Annotated in this window: 18 protein-coding genes and 2 pseudogenes; 2 read left to right on the top strand and 18 right to left on the bottom strand. The window is 72.9% G+C overall.

Going from position 1 to position 18,013, the window contains the following annotated elements; translation table 11 throughout:
• Positions 1 to 2 precede the first annotated feature (2 nt).
• On the bottom strand, positions 3 to 1,808 hold the full coding sequence (gene ggt / locus ACZ66Z_RS02635; protein WP_469932119.1) for a gamma-glutamyltransferase: 1,806 nt from the start codon (positions 1,806 to 1,808) through the stop codon (positions 3 to 5).
• A gap of 104 nt (positions 1,809 to 1,912) precedes the next feature.
• Between ggt and ACZ66Z_RS02640 the strand changes: the two genes are divergently transcribed.
• On the top strand, positions 1,913 to 2,644 hold the full coding sequence (locus ACZ66Z_RS02640) for a hypothetical protein (RefSeq protein WP_469932120.1): 732 nt from the start codon (positions 1,913 to 1,915) through the stop codon (positions 2,642 to 2,644).
• Here ACZ66Z_RS02640 and ACZ66Z_RS02645 read toward each other — a convergent pair.
• On the bottom strand, positions 2,595 to 3,851 hold the full coding sequence (locus ACZ66Z_RS02645; RefSeq protein ID WP_469932121.1) for a cytochrome P450: 1,257 nt from the start codon (positions 3,849 to 3,851) through the stop codon (positions 2,595 to 2,597). The genes ACZ66Z_RS02640 and ACZ66Z_RS02645 overlap by 50 nt on opposite strands.
• Positions 3,852 to 4,066: 215 nt before the next feature.
• On the opposite strand from ACZ66Z_RS02645, the gene ACZ66Z_RS02650 reads away from it, so the two are divergent.
• Positions 4,067 to 5,620 carry a CocE/NonD family hydrolase gene (locus tag ACZ66Z_RS02650; protein ID WP_469932122.1) on the top strand — a complete coding sequence of 518 codons (1,554 nt, stop codon included), beginning with the start codon at positions 4,067 to 4,069 and terminating at the stop codon, positions 5,618 to 5,620.
• Between the two features lie 38 nt (positions 5,621 to 5,658).
• Here the strand turns inward: ACZ66Z_RS02650 and ACZ66Z_RS02655 are convergent.
• The 16 genes and pseudogenes from ACZ66Z_RS02655 to ACZ66Z_RS02730 form a co-directional block, all read right to left on the bottom strand.
• A pseudogene (locus ACZ66Z_RS02655) lies at positions 5,659 to 5,841 on the bottom strand (amino acid ABC transporter permease); the annotation flags it as partial.
• Positions 5,842 to 5,846: 5 nt separating this feature from the next.
• Positions 5,847 to 6,284 (bottom strand): annotated as a pseudogene (locus tag ACZ66Z_RS02660) (amino acid ABC transporter ATP-binding protein); the annotation flags it as partial.
• A gap of 202 nt (positions 6,285 to 6,486) precedes the next feature.
• Positions 6,487 to 6,930 (bottom strand): DUF6278 family protein, encoded by a 444-nt coding sequence (locus tag ACZ66Z_RS02665; protein ID WP_469932123.1) that lies wholly within the window; start codon positions 6,928 to 6,930, stop codon positions 6,487 to 6,489.
• A 67-nt stretch (positions 6,931 to 6,997) separates the two neighbouring features.
• On the bottom strand, positions 6,998 to 7,777 hold the full coding sequence (locus ACZ66Z_RS02670; protein ID WP_469932124.1) for an exodeoxyribonuclease III: 780 nt from the start codon (positions 7,775 to 7,777) through the stop codon (positions 6,998 to 7,000).
• A gap of 39 nt (positions 7,778 to 7,816) precedes the next feature.
• Positions 7,817 to 8,449 (bottom strand): MBL fold metallo-hydrolase, encoded by a 633-nt coding sequence (locus ACZ66Z_RS02675; protein ID WP_469932125.1) that lies wholly within the window; start codon positions 8,447 to 8,449, stop codon positions 7,817 to 7,819.
• Between the two features lie 9 nt (positions 8,450 to 8,458).
• The gene (gene pcaDC, locus ACZ66Z_RS02680) at positions 8,459 to 9,715 is read right to left on the bottom strand and encodes a bifunctional 3-oxoadipate enol-lactonase/4-carboxymuconolactone decarboxylase PcaDC (RefSeq protein ID WP_469932126.1); all 1,257 of its coding nucleotides are present in this window, start codon (positions 9,713 to 9,715) and stop codon (positions 8,459 to 8,461) included.
• A gap of 198 nt (positions 9,716 to 9,913) precedes the next feature.
• Positions 9,914 to 11,896, bottom strand: a complete 1,983-nt coding sequence (locus tag ACZ66Z_RS02685; RefSeq protein WP_469932263.1) for an APC family permease — start codon at positions 11,894 to 11,896, stop codon at positions 9,914 to 9,916.
• A 774-nt stretch (positions 11,897 to 12,670) separates the two neighbouring features.
• Positions 12,671 to 13,180 (bottom strand): alkyl sulfatase C-terminal domain-containing protein, encoded by a 510-nt coding sequence (locus ACZ66Z_RS02690; protein WP_469932127.1) that lies wholly within the window; start codon positions 13,178 to 13,180, stop codon positions 12,671 to 12,673.
• Positions 13,181 to 13,564: 384 nt separating this feature from the next.
• The gene (locus tag ACZ66Z_RS02695) at positions 13,565 to 13,987 is read right to left on the bottom strand and encodes a hypothetical protein (RefSeq protein WP_469932128.1); all 423 of its coding nucleotides are present in this window, start codon (positions 13,985 to 13,987) and stop codon (positions 13,565 to 13,567) included.
• Between the two features lie 50 nt (positions 13,988 to 14,037).
• The gene (locus ACZ66Z_RS02700; protein WP_469932129.1) at positions 14,038 to 14,349 is read right to left on the bottom strand and encodes a gas vesicle protein K; all 312 of its coding nucleotides are present in this window, start codon (positions 14,347 to 14,349) and stop codon (positions 14,038 to 14,040) included.
• The gene (locus tag ACZ66Z_RS02705; RefSeq protein ID WP_469932130.1) at positions 14,343 to 14,558 is read right to left on the bottom strand and encodes a gas vesicle protein; all 216 of its coding nucleotides are present in this window, start codon (positions 14,556 to 14,558) and stop codon (positions 14,343 to 14,345) included. Before ACZ66Z_RS02705 ends, ACZ66Z_RS02700 begins: the two co-directional genes overlap by 7 nt.
• Positions 14,555 to 15,418 carry a GvpL/GvpF family gas vesicle protein gene (locus tag ACZ66Z_RS02710; protein WP_469932131.1) on the bottom strand — a complete coding sequence of 288 codons (864 nt, stop codon included), beginning with the start codon at positions 15,416 to 15,418 and terminating at the stop codon, positions 14,555 to 14,557. The genes ACZ66Z_RS02705 and ACZ66Z_RS02710 overlap by 4 nt, the downstream gene beginning before the upstream one ends.
• Complete coding sequence (locus tag ACZ66Z_RS02715; RefSeq protein WP_469932132.1) at positions 15,415 to 15,849, bottom strand: gas vesicle protein; 435 nt, start codon at positions 15,847 to 15,849, stop codon at positions 15,415 to 15,417. The genes ACZ66Z_RS02710 and ACZ66Z_RS02715 overlap by 4 nt, the downstream gene beginning before the upstream one ends.
• Positions 15,850 to 15,881: 32 nt before the next feature.
• On the bottom strand, positions 15,882 to 17,090 hold the full coding sequence (locus ACZ66Z_RS02720; RefSeq protein WP_469932133.1) for an SRPBCC family protein: 1,209 nt from the start codon (positions 17,088 to 17,090) through the stop codon (positions 15,882 to 15,884).
• Entirely contained in the window at positions 17,083 to 17,703 is a 621-nt protein-coding gene (locus tag ACZ66Z_RS02725) for a hypothetical protein (RefSeq protein ID WP_469932134.1), read from the bottom strand. Before ACZ66Z_RS02725 ends, ACZ66Z_RS02720 begins: the two co-directional genes overlap by 8 nt.
• A 51-nt stretch (positions 17,704 to 17,754) precedes the next feature.
• Positions 17,755 to 18,012 carry a gas vesicle protein GvpG gene (locus ACZ66Z_RS02730; RefSeq protein WP_469932135.1) on the bottom strand — a complete coding sequence of 86 codons (258 nt, stop codon included), beginning with the start codon at positions 18,010 to 18,012 and terminating at the stop codon, positions 17,755 to 17,757.
• Position 18,013 lies beyond the last annotated feature (1 nt).

The raw sequence follows: 18,013 nt of genomic DNA on the forward strand, positions 1-18,013 counted from the left end.
CCCTACGGCGCCGGCCGTACGACCATCGCCGAGCCGCCGCCCCTGCGGACCGTCTCCGCGGCGGCCACCCAGCGGCCGTCGGGGAGGCGCTGGACGCCGGTCGCCGCGCCGATCTCCGGGTTCTGCCGGAAGCCGTGCCCGATGCCCTCCAGTTCCGTCCTCAGCGGGCTGTCCCACAGGGCCGGTTCGAGTTCGGTGGTGGTCTGGTTGCGCTGGCTGGCGCGCGGCGCGGCGATCGCCTCGACGAGCGGCAGCCCCCGGTCGACGACGCCCGTCAGCGTCTGGAGGACCGTGGTGATGATGGTCGCGCCGCCCGGGGAGCCGAGGGCGAGGACGGGCCGGTCGTGCCGGTCGAGGACGATCGTCGGGGAGATCGAGGAGCGCGGCCGCTTGCCGGGGCCGGGCAGGTTCGGGTCGTGGACGGCCGGGTTCGCCGGGGCGAAGGAGAAGTCGGTCAGTTCGTTGTTGAGCAGGAATCCCCGGCCGGGCACGGTGATGCCGCTGCCGCCGGTGGACTCGATGGTGAGCGTGTAGGCGACGACGTTGCCCCACTTGTCCGCCACCGTCAGGTGGGTGGTGTTCTCGCCCTCGTACGTGGTCGGGGCGGCGGCCCCGCCGCTCGCGCACGGCACCGGGCTGCTCGGGTCGCCGGGGGCGAGCGGACTGGTGAGGGCCGCGTCGTCACGGATCAGGCAGGCCCGGGAGTCGGCGAACCGCTGGGAGAGCAGGCCGCCCGTCGGCACGGACTCGAAGGCCGGGTCGCCGACCCAGCGGCCCCGGTCGGCGAAGGCGATGCGGCTGGCCTCGATGAAGCGGTGCAGGTAGCGGGCCTGGGAGGCCGTCGAGAGGTCGGTGCCCTCCAGGATGTTGAGCGCCTCGCCGACGCTCGTGCCGCCGGAGGAGGACGGGGCCATGCCGTAGACGTCGAGCCCGCGGTACGAGACCTTCGTGGGCCTGCGGGACTCGGTGCGGTACGCGGCGAGGTCGGCTTCCGTCAGGTCGCCGGGCCGGACGATCCGGGTGGCGCCCTCGCGGAGCGCGGGTGCGCGGACGGTGTTCACGATGTCGCGGGCGAGCGGCCCCCGGTAGAGGGCGCCGACGCCTTCGCGGCCGAGCTTCTCGTACGTACGGGCCAGGTCGGGGTTCTTGAAGACGGAGCCGACCACGGGCAGTCGCCCGCCGGGCAGGAAGAGCGCGGAGGTCGCCGGGAAGTCGCGGAACCGGGCCTCGTTGGCCGCGGTCTGGGAGCGGAAGGTGGGGTCGACGGTGAAGCCCTCGCGGGCGAGCCGCTCGGCGGGTTCGAGCAGGGTGCCGAGCCGCTTGGTGCCCCAGGCGTCGAGGGCGGTCCTCCAGGTGGCGGGGGTGCCGGGGGTGCCGACGCCGAGGCCGCTGGTCTGGCCCTCCTCGAAGGGGATGGGCTTGCCGTCCTCCGTGAAGAGGTCGGGGCCGGCGGTGCGGGGGGCGGTCTCGCGCCCGTCGACGGTCCGTACCGTACGGCTCTTCGCGTCGTAGTACACGAAGTAGCCGCCGCCCCCGATGCCCGCCGAGTAGGGCTCCGTGACGCCGAGGGCGGCCGCGACGGCGACGGCGGCGTCGACCGCGTTGCCGCCCTTGCGGAGCACCTCGACGCCGGCGGCCGAGGCGTCGGCGTCGACGCTGGCGACGGCGCCGCCGTAGCCGACGGCGACGGGTTCCTTGACGGGTGGGTCCACGACGGGCGGGGCCTTCGGGGGCGCGGCGGCGCCCAGCGAGAGCACCGTCGCCGCGACGGCGAGAAGAGAGACCCTGCCAGCGGCGGAGCGACGCATTCCTACCTCCAGTCAACGACCGTCCGCGCAGCGTAACTTCCCGCGCCCCTTTCCGTCAGGACCGCCTCGAACGGGAGGCCGGATCGCCGCTAGCATGCGCGCCCATGAACGACGACGTCCGCAACATCGTGCTCGGAGTCCTGGCGACCGGGGTCAGCGCCGCCTTCGGCTGGCTGGGCCGCACGTACCAATGGCGGCGCAGGCTCCGTCGCAAGCAGGCGTTCTTCGGTCTCCCGCGGAGCTCCGAGTGCCTGCTCGTGGTGAACAAGGAGGCGGGCGGCACCACCGCCGTGCACCGCTACGACGTGTTCGCCCTCCTCGAACTCTGCGCGCTCATCAAGGACTGCGGGGCGCACGCGCGCATACTGCAGCACGACCAGGCGCACCAGGGCTTCGGCGACCGGACGGAGTTCTGCGTCGGGGGGCCGTACTCGAACAGGCGCATGGCCGCCCATCTGGCCACCCTGCTGCCCGGGCTCACGATGAACACGGACGTGGAGCGGGGGCCGGACCAGGGTTCGTTCCTGATCGGTTCGGAGCGCTACCGGATGGACTCGGGGGTCGAGGAGTACGTGGTCCTGGCCCGCCTCACGGCGGGCGAGGACTGCCGTCCGGTCTTCCTCTTCTGCGGGCAGACGGCCATCACCAACCAGGCGGCGACCCGCTACCTGGCCCGTCACTACGAGTCGTTGGCGCGCCGCCACCGCGACGGCTCCTTCGTGATCCTCCTGAAGGTGGTCAACTCCCAGGCCTACGGCCCCGACGTGGTGGAGCTGGTGGCCGACGTCACGAGCGCGGCGCGGAGGGCTCCAGCGGTCGAACCGGCAGCGACTTGACGCCGTTGACGAAGTTGGAGACGAGGCGCCGGGGCGGTCCGGCGAGTTCCAGGCCGCCGCAGGCCGCGCGCACCTCCTCGTGGAACACCCGGAGCTGAAGTCGGGCGAAGTGGGCGCCGAGGCAGACGTGCGGGCCGTCGCCGAAGGAGACGTGCGGGTTCGGGGTCCGGCCGAGGTCGAGGCGGTGCGGGTCGGCGAAGACGCGCTCGTCGTGGTTGGCGGAGGCGTGGAAGACGACGACCTTGTCGCCCTCCCGGATCCGCTGCCCGGCGAGTTCGGTGTCGCGGGCGGCGGTGCGCCGGAAGGAGAGCACGGGCGGGTGCACGCGGAGGAGTTCGTCCACGGCCGTGTCCACGGAGACCTCGCCGGCCCACAGCCTCCGCCGCTCGTCGGGGTGTTCGGCGAGGGCGAGGATGCCGCCGGGGGCCGCGCTGCGGACGGTGTCGTTCCCGGCGACGGTCAGCAGGAAGAAGAACATCTCCAGTTCGGCGTCGGCGAGTTCGGAGGCCGCGAGCACGCTCATGACGTCGTCGGCCGGGTGTGCGCGCTTGTGTGCGGCGAGCTCCTGGGCGTAGCCGAACATCTCGGCGAGCACGGCGGGAGAGCGGGGGTCGACCGGCCGCCCCCCGGCGTCGAGGACGGGCGGCTCGTCGGGGTCCTGGTAGGCGATGACCTGTTCGGTCCAGGTGTGCAGCAGCCCCCGGTCGCTCGCGGGGATCCCGAGCAGGTCGGTGAGGTTGAGCAGCGCGTAGTCGTCGGTGACGGCCCGGACGAGGTCCACCTCCTCGCCGGCCGCGAGCGCGGCGCCGAGCAGTCCGCGGGCCCGCTCGCGCGCGGTCACGGCGAAGCGCTCGATCCGCCCGGGGGTGAAGGCCCGACTGACGAGCCGCCTCAGCCTGCCGTGCCCCGGCGGGTCCTGGTTGAGCATCATGCGCCGGATGAAGGGCAGGTCCGCGGGGTCGGGATCGCGGATCTGGGTGGCGCCGAGGTGCGAGGAGTACGTCCCCGGGTCCTTGAGCACCCGGACGACGTCGGCGTGCCGGGTGACGGCCCAGAACCCGGACCCGGCGGGCCAGCCGAGGACCTCCGGCTCCTCCTGGCGGGCGACGGGGGCCCGGTCGCGCAGGGCGCGGAAGCGGTCGTGCGGGATGCCCGTGGCGTAGATCCGCGGGTCGAAGACGTCGGGCGTGTCGTCCGTGCTCCCCACCGACCCTCCCCTCGGGGCGAAGACGCCCCCATCATGACAGGCCGGAGCCGGTTCTCGCAGGACGGAACGCACGGGCGGAGGCCACCGCCCTCCAGGAGGGCCGGGGACCAATCGTTACCCGCACGTAACTTACCGACCGGTTACCACGGGTAAGCCCCTCCGGTTACCGTCGGGTCACTTTCACTGCCCCCACAGTGCCCCGTGAGGAGTGCCCCGTGCGCACATCCCTGGTCCTCGCCGTCTCGGCCGCTCTCGTGGCCGGGACGGCCCTCGGGCTCGCCCCCGCCGCCCGGGCCGCCGACACCGCCGCCTCCCTCAGATTCGTCGACATCACCGGGGACGGCGGCACCGTCCTCAAGGCGAACGTCGTCACTCCCGCCGGAGCCGACGCCGCCTCCCGCCGCCCCGTGATCGTGCTGCCCACCAGCTGGGCCCTGCCCCAGGTCGAGTACCTCGCCCAGGCCCGGAAGCTCGCCGACTCCGGCTACGTCGTGGTGAGTTACAACTCGCGCGGCTTCTGGCAGTCCGGCGGGGAGATCGAGACCGCGGGCCCCCGGGACGTCGCCGACGCCTCCAAGGTGATCGACTGGGCCCTCGCGAACACCCCGGCCGACCCGGACCGCGTCGGCATGGCGGGGGTCTCGTACGGCGCGGGGATCAGCCTGCTCGCCGCCGCGCACGACCCGCGGATCAAGGCCGTCGCGGCGCTCAGCGGCTGGGCCGACCTCATCGAGTCCATCTACAGCGGCCGCACCCAGCACCTCCAGGCCGCTGCCCTGCTCGGCGGCGCCGGCTACCTCACCGGGCGACCCGGCCCCGAACTCCAGCAGATCCTGGGCGACTTCCTCTCCTCGAACCTGGCCAAGGAGGAGGACATGATCGCCTGGGGCCGCGAGCGCTCCGCCGTCGAGCAGATCGACCGGATCAACGCCAACGGCGCCGCGATCATGCTCGGCAACGCCTGGGGCGACACCGTCTTCCCGCCCAACCAGTACGCGAGCTTCTACGAGAAGCTCACCGGTCCCAAGCGCCTGGAGTTCCGCCCGGGCGACCACGCCACCGCCGAGGCCACCGGCCTCCTCGGACTGCCCAACGACACCTGGACCAGCGCCCACCGCTGGTTCGACCACTACCTCAGGGGCGTCGACAACGGCGTCGACCGCGAGCAGCCGGTCCGGCTGAAGCCCCGGTCCGACGCCGGCTACGAGGGCTACCCCGACTGGAAGTCCCTCGACGCGGACCGACGGAAGTTCGACCTCGCCGGTACGCAGCGGATCCGGGCGAACGTCGACTCCGGCGCCGACGGCGGCGTCGTCATGCTCTCCAACCTCCTGGACCAGTTCTTCCAGGCCCCGCCCGTCGTCTCCGTCCCCCTCCTCCCCCGCGCCTTCGCCGGCGTCTGGCAGTCGGAGCGGTACGACACCCCGCGGCGGGTGCGCGGCACGGTGAAGCTGCACACCACGGTCAGCTCCACCGAGGAGAGCGGCACCTTCGTCGCGTACCTCTACGACGTGGGCCCGCTCGGTCTCGGCAAGCTGGTGAGCAACGCCCCGTACACCTTCCACGACCGGACCCCCGGGCAGCCGTTCGGCGTCGACCTGGAGCTCTTCTCGACGGCCTACGACGTCCCGGCCGGGCACCGGCTCGCGCTGGTCGTCGACACCGTCGACCCGCTCTACATCGAGCACAACCCGACCGGCGCGCAGCTGACCTTCTCCTCCCCCACGGCCGACCCCTCGTACGTGTCGGTCCCGCTGCGGGCGGAGTGATCTCCGGCTGCTGCCGGGCGGGTGCGGCTCCCTGCTCGCTACTGCCGTCCCGGCAGCAGCGTCCTCGGTTCGGCCGGGGCGACGTCCGCGGCCTTCGTCTTCGGGCTGCGGCGCTCCCCGCGGGCCACCCGGGTGGCGAACCAGGAGAGCAGCATGCACATCCCGATGCAGATCGGTGAGATGACGAGCACGACGGGGACGAACGGCAGGTCGTGGTCGAGGTCGGCGGGGCGGTGAAGAACTCCTCCGGCGTGCGGTCCTCGACGATCCGGCCGTCGGCCAGGAAGACGACCCGGTGGGCGGCCGAGCGGGCGAAGCCCCTCTCGTGGGTGACGACCACCATCGTCATTCCCTCGCGGGCGAGTTGCCCCACGACCTCCAGGACCTCGTTGATCATCTCCGGGTCGGGGGCCGGGGTCGGCTCGTCGAAGAGGAGGGCCTTGGGGTCCGTGGCGAGGGCGCGGGCGAGGGCGACGCGCCGCTGCTGGCAGCCGGAGAGCCGGGCCGGGTACTTGTCGGCGTGCGCGGCGAGCCCGACCCGGTCGAGGAGTTCGCGCGAACGCCGGTCGGCCTCCTCCTTCTTGCGCTTGCGGACCTCGGTCTGCGCGCGGGGGACGTTCGCGAGGACGGTCTTGTGCGCGAAGAGGTCGAAGGACTGGAGGACGTGCAGCGTGCCGTGGTGCTTGTTGACGCCACGCAGTTCGATCAGCGGATCGACGACGGCCATGCGCTGCCCTGCCCCGTTTCTCGGCGGTGTCGCGGTCAGCGCAAACTATCCACGAGAAAAGGGACTTCGCGCCCGACACGCATAAAACGGGAATAAGCCTTATTTACTGCGGAAGGGCGGCGCGGGGGCGGTCCGGAGCTCAGTGCTCGGAGGCTTCCGCGTACACCTGGGAGAGCTGCGGCGCACCCGTCATCGCCCAGTCGAGACCGGCCTCGACGACCTGGATCTCCCGGCCGGAGGCCAGCCTCACCACGGGACCGCCGCCGGGCCACACCTGCCACCGGGCGCCCGGCACGTTCCGGACGATCACGGTGCCGAGGTAGAGCCCGGCGTCGTTCCCGAACCAGGGGAGCTCTTCAGGATCGTTTCGCCAGCGGGGCGAGAGCTGGTCGAGCTCCTGGAGGGAGCCGGGCGTGTCGTCCAGGGCCACCCCGGCCTCCGCGACCCGGGAGCGCAGCAGCTCGCACTCGGAGAGGAGCTCGGCCACCCCCTCCGGGTCGCGGTCGAAGGCCGCGACCAAGGGGGAGGCGGCGGGCTCGGGCTCATGGCGCTTGCGCCAGCCGTCCAGAAAGGGAATGTTCATCCGAACAGCGTCGCACCGTCGCCTCCCGGTCGACCACCCGGCGCGCGGTGATCTTCGTGACCCGGCGTCAGACGTCGAGGTCGACGACCACCGGGGCGTGGTCCGAGGCGCCCTTGCCCTTGCGCTCCTCGCGGTCCACGTAGCTGTCGGAGACCGCCTCGACGAAGGTCTTGTTGCCGTAGACCAGGTCGATGCGCATGCCCTTGTTCTTCGGGAAGCCGAGCGCGCGGTAGTCCCAGTACGTGAAGGGGTGGTCGTACTTGAGGGGGCGCGGGACCACGTCGGCGAGACCGGTCCCGCGGAGCCCGGCGAGCGCGGTCCGCTCCGGCTCCGTCACGTGCGTGGCGCCCTCGAAGACGGCGATGTCCCAGACGTCGTCGTCGGTCGGGGCGATGTTGTAGTCGCCGAGGACCGCGAAGGGGCGCTCCCCCGCCGCGTCCTCCGCGACGGCCGCCTTGAGCGCCTCCAGCCAGCGCAGCTTGTACGCGTAGTGCTCGTGGGCCACCTCGCGGCCGTTCGGCACGTACACCGACCAGACGCGGACCGGGCCGCAGGTCGCCGAGACCGCCCGGGGCTCCTGCACCCCGTCGTACTCCGGGCCGCCGGGCAGTCCGGTCACCACGTCCGCGAGGCCGACCCGGGAGACCAGGGCCACGCCGTTCCACCGCCCGGTGGCGTTGACCGCCGACTCGTAGCCCAGGGCGCGCAGCTCCTCGACGGGGAACTGCTCGGCGGTGCACTTGGTCTCCTGGATGCACAGCACGTCGGTGCCGCTGCTCTCCAGCCAGGCCAGGAGCCGGGGCAGCCGGGCGGTGATCGAATTGACGTTCCAGGTGGCGATGCGCATGGGCGCAAGCCTACTGGCGGGGTGTGACAGCGCGCGGTCTCAGAGCTCGACGGACGCGCCGGAGGCCAGTCGGGCGTGGGCCGTACCGCCCAGCCCGCCGATCTGGCGGTCGTAGATCGGCCGCGCGAGATCGGTGAGCAGGGCGTCGTGGATGTCGTACGCCCGGCGCGGCCCGACCTCGCGCACGTAGTCGATGACCTCGGAGATCTTGTTCCAGGGGGCCATGACGGGCAGCAGCAGCGTGTCGACCGGCCGGTCGGGCACGGTCAGCGCGTCGCCGGGGTGGAAGACGGCACCGTCGACGAGGTAGCCCACGTTGGTGATGCGCGGGATGTCCGGGTGGATCACCGCGTGCAGCTCGCCGTGGACCTGGACGTCGAAGCCGGCCGCCGTGAAGGCGTCGCCGTGCCCCACGGTGTGCACCCGGCCCGGAAAGGCCGCCGAGAGCCGGTCGGCGACGCTGCGCAGCGTCCAGATCTCGACGGCCCCGTCGGCCTCCAGGGCCGTGCGCAGCCGGCCCTCGTCGAAGTGGTCGGGGTGCTCGTGGGTGACGAGCAGCGCGTCGGCTCCGAGGACGGCGTCCTCCTCGGTGAACATGCCGGGGTCGAGGACGAGCGTGCGGCCGTCCTTCTCCAGCCGCACGCAGGCGTGGGACTTCTTCGTCAGCTTCACGCCGCCAGGCTACGCCGGGGGCGTCGTCTCCTCCGCGACGACCCGGTTGACCACCCGCAGCGCCGTCTCGGCGGCCGGGAGGCCGCAGTACACGCCCGCGTGGAGGACGATCTCGCGGAGCTCCTCGGGTGACAGGCCGTTGCGCAGGGCCGCCCGGGTGTGGTCGGCGAGGGCCTCCCGATGGCCCCCGGCGAGGAGGGCGGTGAGGGTGACGGCACTGCGGACGCGCCGGTCGAGCCCCTCGCGGCTCCAGACCTCGCCCCACGCGTAGCGGGTGACGAACTCCTGGAAGGCGCCCTCCGGGTCGTCGGCGAGGGCCTGGTCGACATGGGCGTCGCCGAGGACCTCGCGGCGCAGCCCGAGCCCCTTCTCGTACGGGTCGGGCCGGCCGGTCCCGGCGGGCTCGGCGTCCGGGGCGGGCTCGGCGACCGGCACGGGCGGCACCGGCGGCACGGGCGGCGGCACGTTCAGGGTGCCGCTGGCCTCCTGGGCGGTGCCGGAGAAGTGCTCGGTGAGCAGGTCCGTGACGGCGGCCGGCTGCTCGACGGGGGCGAGGTGCGAGGCGCCGGGGACGACGGCGAGCCGGGCGTCGGCGATGCCGGCGACCAGGGTGCGGGCCTCGGCGGGACCGGTGACCTGGTCCTCGGAGCCGACGAGGACCAGGGCGGGGATGCCGATGTTGCCGAGGGCCTCGCGGACGTCGAAGACGGCGAGGGCCTCGCAGGCGGCGATGTAGCAGGCGGGGTCGGTGGTCCGGACCATCTGGACGGCCCAGTCGACGATGGCGGGCTGGGCGCCGGCGAAGAGCGGGGTGAACCACCGCTCGGGGGCGGTGCGGGCCATTGGCTCCAGGCCGTTGGTGCGGACGATGACGCCCCGTTGGCGGAACTCGTCGGCGGTGCCGAACCGGGGCGAGGTGGCGACCAGGGCGAGCGAGGCGACCCGGTGGGGCGCGCGCAGGGCCAGGTCGAGGCCGACGGCGCCGCCCAGGGAGCAGCCCGCGTATCCGAACCGCTGGACGCCGAGCGCGTCGAGGGTCGCGAGGACCCGGTCGCCGAGTTCGGCGACGGAGGTGAAGGGCTCCGCGGGCGCGCCCCCGTGTCCCGGGAGGTCGAAGCGGACGACCCGCCACTCACGGGTGAGCTCCGGTATCTGCCGGTCCCACATGTGGAACGTGGTGCCCAGTGACGGGCCAAGGACCAGGACCGGAGCCTGTTCCGGCCCGTCAACGCGGTACTGCAGGGTGTTCGTCGGTGTCTCGCTCACCCGCTAGACCCTCTCATCTCTCACGATCCCTCACATCGCCGGGTCGAACCTAGCGGCTCCCGCCCCTCGGCCGAATGCCGGATCCGGAACCGGCCGCCCCGTCGAGGGGCCGTGAAGACCGTCCCGTGTCACGGCGGCCCCACGAGGATTCTCCACGTCCGGCTTCACGTACCGCCTCTTGGCGGCATCCACGTCCGCTCAGCCGCCGACGTGGATGCCGGGGCGGCGTTCGGGATCGGGCTCGTTCTCCCGGATGATCTCGCGGGTGACGGGGGCGGTGTCGCCGCGGCCGAGGAGGAAGTAGCGGAACATGTGCTTCAGGGGACTGCCCTCGGCCCAGGCGAAGTAGCAGTGCGGCCGGACCCCGGTGGCGTCGCGCAGGGCGAGGAGAACCGCGGCGATGGCGTTCGGGGCGGCCGGAGCCTCGGCGCGCAGCACCCGGTAGCCGTCGACCTCGACGCCGTGGACGGCGAGGACTTCGCTGAAGTCGGAGGGGTCGACGACGTCGATCTCCAGGAAGATCACGTCGGCCGGCCCGGGGACCGGATTGGTCCCTCGCTGCTCCCGCTCCTTCTCGCCGTACTCGGCGCCGTCACCGGCCTGACGGCGGTTGGCGATGATGTTGATGGCGTTGTCGTGGGCGAGGGTGTCGGCGATGAACTTCCGGGCGGCCTCGTCGAAGGCGATGCGGTCGGCCCGCAGTTCCGTGGTGCGCGAGACGCGGGAGACCAGCGAGACGACGACGATGCCGGCGATGAAGAAGCCGGAGATGGTGATGCCGTCGGGCTTGTCGACGATGTTGTAGACCAGGGCGTACAGCAGCACCAGGGCGAGCAGGGCGAATCCGGCGGCGACGGCTCGGCGGCCCCGGCGCGCCACGGAGACGGTGACGGCGAAGGCGCCGGAGACCATCATGGCCAGGATCCCCGTGGCGTACGCCCCCGCCTGCGCGTCGACGTCGGCGTCGAAGGCGATGGTGATCAGGACGCACAGGGCGGTGTAGACGAGGACGACGGGCCGGACGGCGCGGCCCCATTCGGGGGCCATGCCGTAGTCGGGCAGGTAGCGCGGGACGATGTTGATCAGTCCGGCCATGGCGGACGCTCCGGCGAACCAGAGGATCAGGATGGTGCTGACGTCGTAGACGGTGCCGAACGCCTCCCCGACGTGCTCGTGCGCGAGCCAGGCCAGGGCGCGGCCGTTGGCCGCACCGCCGGGCTCGAACTCCTTCTCGGGGATGAGGACGGTGGTAACGAAGCTGGAGGCCAGCAGGTACACGCTCATGACGAGCGCGGCCGTGGTCAGCAGCCTGCGGGCGTTGCGGACGCGCGAACGCAGCCGTTCCTCGTCGTCGGCGCCCTCCGCGGAGATCAGGGGCATCATGCTGACCCCGGTCTCGAAGCCGGACAGACCCAGCACGAGCAGCGGGAACGCCAGCAACGCCGGTTCCATCAGGCCGCCGAAGCCTCCCCCGCCCCCGACCAGCGCATCGGTCCAGGCGTGGAACGCCCCCGGGGTGGTCACGACCTGGACCAGACCGATGCCGATGACGACCGCGTTGAGGGCCAGGAAGACCACGACCAACGGAATGGCCACGCTCACGGCCTCGCTGAAGCCGAGCAGGAACACGCCTCCCAGCACCAGCAGCAGGGCCACCGTGAGTGCCACCTCGTGGCCGTGCAGGGCCTCGGGGAAGAACGGGTTCTCCACCACGTGCACGGAGGCGTCCGCAGTCGACAGGGTGATCGTGATGATCCACGACGTGGCGACGAAACCGAGCAGCACCAGCACGAACAACTTGCCCCACCAGAACGGCAGGAGATCCTCCAGCATGGCCACCGACCCGGCGCCGTGCGGGCTCTCCTCGGCCACCCGCCGGTACATGGGCAGCATGCCCAGCAGGGTCAGCGCCACGATCAGCAGCGTCGCCAGGGGGGAGGCCGCTCCCGCGGCGACCGCGGCGATGGCCGGGACGTACGCGAGACTGGAGAAGTAGTCGACCCCGGTCAGGCACATCACCTTCCACCAGGCGTGCGGCTCTGCGTGCCCCTCCCCGCTCGCCGGCCCGGCGGGCTGCACCCGGTGGCGCAGCAGCCACCGCGCCAGTCGCCCGGTCGGCTGCCGCCGCGGAGCGGGACTGTCCACCACCTCGGGCACGGCCGGGCCGTTCGCGTCCTTCATGTCTCCCATCGACTTCCCTCGCTCCTCCGCACCCGGGCCGGCGGCTGCGCTCCTCGCGGCGACGCGACCACCGGGTGTGCGGGACCTCGATACCGCCCTCTGTCTCCCTGTGACGTTCCGACTTCCCGCTCACCGGCCTGCCGAAGACGATGTCGAGGCGCTTCGTCCCTTCCGAGAAGGGGCCGTGTGCGCCTGTCGCGCATGCGTCCGGCGCACCGTGGTTCCCGAGTGACGGTTCCCGTCCGTCGTCCGGGCTGCCCCGTCCCGTTCCGTGAGGAGCATCCCGATGCGCCCGCCCCGTCCTGCCCGTCGCGGGCCCCCGCGCGGGCGGCGGCCGTCCTCACGGTCGCCGCCGTGGCGGCCGCGCCGCTCCGGACCGCTGCCGCCGATCCGTCCGCTTCCGAGGTCGACGCCTTCCTCGACGGGAGGAAGGTCGGTCACCGGAACTTCTGGATCGCCGGCGCGGCCCACGTCACCGGTGACGAGCAGCGCGTGAACGGGGTCGCCGGGCGTTCGGACGTCGCGAAGACCGTCATGGAGCAGACGTACGAGCTCGGCGGCTCGGCGTCGACGTCCGCTCGACGTGGCCGGGCAGCACGTACGACGCCGTCCGGGGAGCCGTACTCCTGCGGGGTTCCGTCGGGCGCGGTGGGCACGGAGAGCCGTGCGGTGAGGCCGAGTGCGGTCGTGGCCGTGTCCGTGGCTCCCCGGCACGCTGCCGGGGAGCCACGGCAGCCACGGCACGCTCGGGGAGTGACGACGGCGGGCCGCCGGTCAGGGAGTGACGACGGCGAAGTCGGCGTCGGGATCGCTGAGGCGTCCGAGCAGCTCCGCGATTCTGCCGGGGTCACCGGTGACCTTCACGTCGTCCCGGGCGCTCAGGTCCGCCGGGGCGACGACGCCGAGGAGGACGGCCCTCAGGTTCCGCTCGGTGAGGGTGATCTCGACGTCCGGGTCCGCCACGGCGGGGCCGTTGCCGGTCACGTGGGTGAGGACCCCGTTGCGGAGTCGCTGGGTGACCGGATCGCCGTCCGTCAGGTTCCAGCGCACGGTGGTGTCCGCGTCCCAGCTGCGCGGGCCGTCGATCCGGATGGCGAGGGCGTCGAGGTCCCAGACCGCGCGCCCGGCGGCGTCGCGAACGAGGTTGTCGCGTGCCGTGCCGATGAACCCGCGCCGCGCGGCCTCCAGGTCCTGGGTGTCGTCGAAGGGGAAACGCCGCCGCACGGCCCGGTTGGCCTCGGCGATGCTCGGCTCCGCGGGCTCGGGCTCGGTGGGCTGGGGCATGCGCGGATCTCCCTCTCGGACGACGGACCGCGGCGGACGCCGCTGCGGACGCCGCCTTGCCACCCTCGCCCGGCGCCCCGGCGCCCCGGTGCACACGAACGGATGCAGGCCGTCCGGGGCACAGGGCACGGGCCCCCTTCTCTCCTCCGGGACGACGGGCAAGGCCCGCGTGGCCCATGGACGCGTGGGACTCTGCGGACCGCCGTGCCCGCAGGCCGGCGCCGACGCCCCGCGCGTACGGTCACGCCCCGCGCCACGCACAAGGAGGAGTCGGGCAGGGCCGGGCGCGCGAGGCGGCGGAGCACGGTGGTCCGCCCGGCAGGACCGGGCGGACCACCGTGCTCCACGGGCCGGACGGGCGTTGCCGCCGCCGGTGCCCGCCCCTCAGATCCGACCGCGCGCGAGGCGGGCCAGGGGGCCCGTCAGCGGGCCGGTCAGCGGCTTGGCCGTGGAACGGCCGAGGGCGAACGCGGCGCCGGCGACACCGGCGACGCCGGCCGCCGCACCGGCGGCCACGGCCTTCCGGTGCTTGACGGCCGTCCAGGCGGTCGCGGCCGCGGTGGCCGCCTTGCTCGCGTTGGCCGTCACCAGCTCCCGGCCGCTCTGGAGTCCGTCGGCCGCCGCGCGGCCCGCGCGCTTGGTGGCCTCGCCGGCCGCCGACCCGCCCGCCTTCTCCGCGGCGGCGGCCGTCGTGGCGGAGGCGCGCTTCGCGGTCTGCCGCCCGGCCGTGGTGGTGGTCTTGCCGCCCGCCGTCTTCTTGGCGTTCGCGGTGCCGGAATTCTTGGTGTTGTCGCTCTCGTCAGTCATGACATTCCTCCTTGCCGCTCCACGTGAAATGACACGGGTCCCTGGTCATCTCATCCCCCGTTCCGGGGGAGCAGGGATCCCAGGGGTCCCAGATCCAGATTGAGGTCGTCCATCGTCAGGCCGTACCGGTCGCAGAGTTCCTCCATGCGTTCCTGCAGGACCATCAGGGTCAGCCCGATGCGCTCCTCCTGATCCTCCGTCAGGTCGCCCTGGTCGACCCGGTGCACGGCGGTGCGCTCCATCAGCTGCCGGAGCAGCTCGACAATGGTCAGGACGAGTTTGACGAGGTCCCGTTCCACCGTGTCCGCGTCCGTCCCCAGGCGTCGGGCCGCCTCGGAGACCTCGCTCTTCGGGCTCACCACGGCGCCGGCTCCTCTCCGGTGATGGACCGGATCACCGCGCGCAGGTTGATGTGGACCAGGTCGACGTCCGCGATGGACAGGACGAGGTCGCCGGTGAGCACCGCTCCCCCGTTCAGGAGCCGGTCCAGCAGATCGATCAGGGCGACGGGCGGTCCGGTGAGGGAGTCGGGGGTGGTGACGTCTCCGCCCGCGATCCGCGTGCCGTTCATCGGCCTCCACCTTCCTCCGCCCCGTACGGGTCCTCCTCGGTCACCGTGGCGAACGAGTACGGGGCCCACGGGCCGGTCACCTCGACGCGCACGCCCGGGGCGGCGCCGGCCGTCGCGCCGAGCGCGGACGTGAACCGGCCGACGTCGCCCGTGGGCACGAGATACGCCTCGTTCGCGATGTTCTCCCCCCGGGCGGAAGCCAGTCCGCCCTGCTGCGGCCGGTGGACGACCCGTGCGCGGGAGAGTCCCTCCGCCACCCGGGCCGCCTCCTCGGCGACGCCCGCGGCCGCGCGGTAGAGGTCCTGGGTGCCGCGGCGCTGGGCCCGGCGCCGCTGGAGGTAGGCGCGCCCCGGGCTCTCCGCGACCGCCTCCGCCTCCGCCTCCGCCTCCGGCGGCGTCACCGCGCCCGCGTCCGCGTAGACCTTCACGCCGAGTTCCACATGCCCGTCGAGGTGGGCCAGCAGGTCCAGGAAGCGGTCGCGCCGCGCGGTGAGCATCCCGGCCACCCGGGCGTCGTCCAGGTACACGGTCGCCAGCCGCAGGGGCAGGACGGTCGCCCCCGTGAACGCGGCGTCGACCACCGCGTGATGGGACCGGGCGATCGCCTCCAGCCTGGCCATGTCCTCCAGCTGCGCGCGCAGCCCCCGTTCCCCGTACGCACCGGGCGGGACGGAGGACACCACCGCCGCGAGACCGGCGGATTCGACCAGCCGAAGAGCCCTTCCGTCGACGCCGGTGAGGCGGGCGACGACGTCCCGCAGGGCGGGCTCGCCGACACGGCCGAGGGCGTAGACGTACGACATCTCCTCACCGGCGTCGAGGGGCCCGTACGCCCGCTGGAGCTCCGGGTCGGTGGTCACCGCGTCCCCTCCTCTTCCTGCCGGGACGCGTGCGCCGCGTCGGACGACGGGCCGGGGAGCCCGACCGCCGCCCTCAGCTGCGCCAGCTCGGCCCGCAGCCGCTCGTTCTCCTCGGCCGGCGACTCGCCCCCGGCGGCCGGAGCGGTCGCCACGGACGGAGCGGGCCTGGCCCGGGAGGAGAGCGAGGGGTCGTGCTCCCACCAGTCGATGCCCATCTCCTTCGCCTTGTCGACGGACGCGACCAGCAGACGCAGCTTGATCGTCAGCAACTCGATGTCGAGCAGGTTGATCTGGATGTCGCCCGCGATGACGATGCCCTTGTCGAGCACCCTCTCGAGGATGTCCGCGAGGTTCGCGGACGAGCCCTGCGCGCCGTGTGCCGGTGCGGCCCGTGGGGAACCCGGCATGCGGCCGGCCAGTGAATCGGACACGATGTCACCCCTGTCCTGTGCTGCGGTGTCGGTCAGCGAGCGGAGGCCGCGGTGCGACGCCGGGAGCGACGGGCGGGCCCGGGCTCCTCGTCAGGCTCGTCGTCGGGGAGCTCGTCGTCCTCCTCGGCCTCGGTCTCGTCGACGTACTCGTCGTCGGGCTCGTCGTCGGACTCTTCGTCATCGGGCTCCTCGTACTCGGCCGCCCGGTCGTCGGGCTCCTCGTACTCGGCCGCCCGGTCGTCGTCCGCCTCGTACCCGTCGTCCGCCGCGTCCTCGTCGGTCTCCGCCTCCTCGGCGGCGTCACCGGCCTCGTCCGAGTCGTCGGGGTCCTCCGGGTCGTCGGCGTCCTCGAAGTCGTCCTCGGCGCCGGCCTCCTCCTGTTCCTCGCCGGCCTCCCGCTCCTCCTCCTCGATCGCCTCGTCGTGCCCGACCACGACCTCGCCGTCGCGGATCTCCCCGCGCCAGCCGTCCGTGGCCTCGCCGCGCATCATGAGGAACTTGCGGTAGAGCTTGAGGTCGAGCCGCGCCCGGCGGCCCTGGGCGCGCCACATGTTGCCGGTCTTCTCGAAGAGCCCCTTCGGGAAGTACTCGAGCACCAGCAGCACGCGCGTGAGGTCGTCGGTGAGCCGGTGGAAGGTCACGACGCCCTTGACGGTGCCCTTCGCGCCCTCCGTGGTCCACGCGATGCGCTCGTCCGGCACCTGCTCCGTGACGTTCGCCCGCCAACTCCGCGTGGACTTGGCGACCTTGACCTTCCAGTTGCTCGTCGTGTCGTCGGTCCTCTCGACGCTCACGACGCCCTTGGCGAAGGTGCTGAACTCCTGGAACTGCGTCCACTGGTCGTACGCCTCGCGCACGGGCACGCCGACGTCGATGTCCTCGACGATCGTCACGCTCCGGGCCTTGCCGCCGCCCTGCTTGCGGCCCTTGCCGAACAGTCCCTTGACCTTGTCCTTCACGGTGTCCTTGAGGTGGGAGACGCCGGCGGTCACGGCCGCCTGAGCGGGCGACCTGCCCTCGCGGAGGGCCTGGCCGCCCTTGGCCAGGCTCTTGGCCGCACCGCCCGCGCCCGTTCCGGGCTCCGCCAGCTTGGCCACCCCTTCGCCCAGGCGCTCTCCGAGCCGCGTCACGGTGTGTTCGGCCCGGGCCCGCAGATAGGTGTGGAGCTCTTCCTTGAGCCGGTCGGTGGCGGGGTGGTCGGCCAGCTCGTCCTTGAGCCTGCCCAGTGTCGAGTCAGCCACGGTCACCACCGCCCCGGGTCCTGCGGCCGGTCGACGTCGTCTTCTTGGCGGTGGACCGCGCGGCAGTGGTCCGCTTGCGCGCCGCGGGGGCCGGCTTGCCCGAGCCGTCGGCGGACTTCGTCCGTCCGGTGGCCTTCTTGGCGGGCGCCTTGCTCCGGGTGGTCCGCCTCGGCTTCTCCTTTGCGCCGTCCTCCCGCTCGTCCGGGTCATCCGGCTCGCCCCGCTCGTCCGAGTCGTCCCGCTCGTCCGGCTCGTCCCGCTCGTCCGGCTCGGCCTCGGAGGCCTCCTCGTCCCGCTCGTCCTCACGGGCGTCGCCGGACCCGTCCAGAGCCCGTGTGCGCCGGCTCAGGGAGTCGGCGAGGCCTTCCGCCCGCTTGGTGAGCGCCTGCGTCGCTGCGGTCTTCGTGGCCTCCACCAGCTCCTTGCGCACCTGGTCGTTCAGGCTGCCGACGAGCGGTGAGTCGGCCAGGGCCCGACCGACCCGGCGGGGGTCGAGGTCGAGTCGCCTGCCGGCCAGGAACAGACCGAATCCCAGGGCCATCTTGGCCTTCTTGGTCCTCCCCAGCAGGTATCCCCCCACCAGGGCCGCCCCTATCCTGACGTTCTTCGTCATCTCTCGTGCACCTCGTCCTCCCCCGGTCGGTCGTCTGTCGTCGATGTGGGCTCAGCGGCTGTCCGGCGAGCCCTGCCAGTACTCCTCGGCCTCTTCGAGCCGGTCGAGGAGCTCGTCCTCGCGGCGGTCGAACTCGTCGGCGTCGATGCGGCCGCTCGTCAGTTCCTGTTCGAGTGCCGCCAGCTGTTCGCGCACCCGTCCCGGGTCGTAGTACTCCCGTTCCGCGGCGAGGACCACCTGGTCGAGGACCCAGGCGGTGCCGCGGAAAGGGGCCAGCGGGAGGGTCAGGACGTCGGTGAGGAGTCCCATG

The sequence above is a fragment of the Streptomyces sp. NPDC107498 genome, assembly GCF_055582805.1.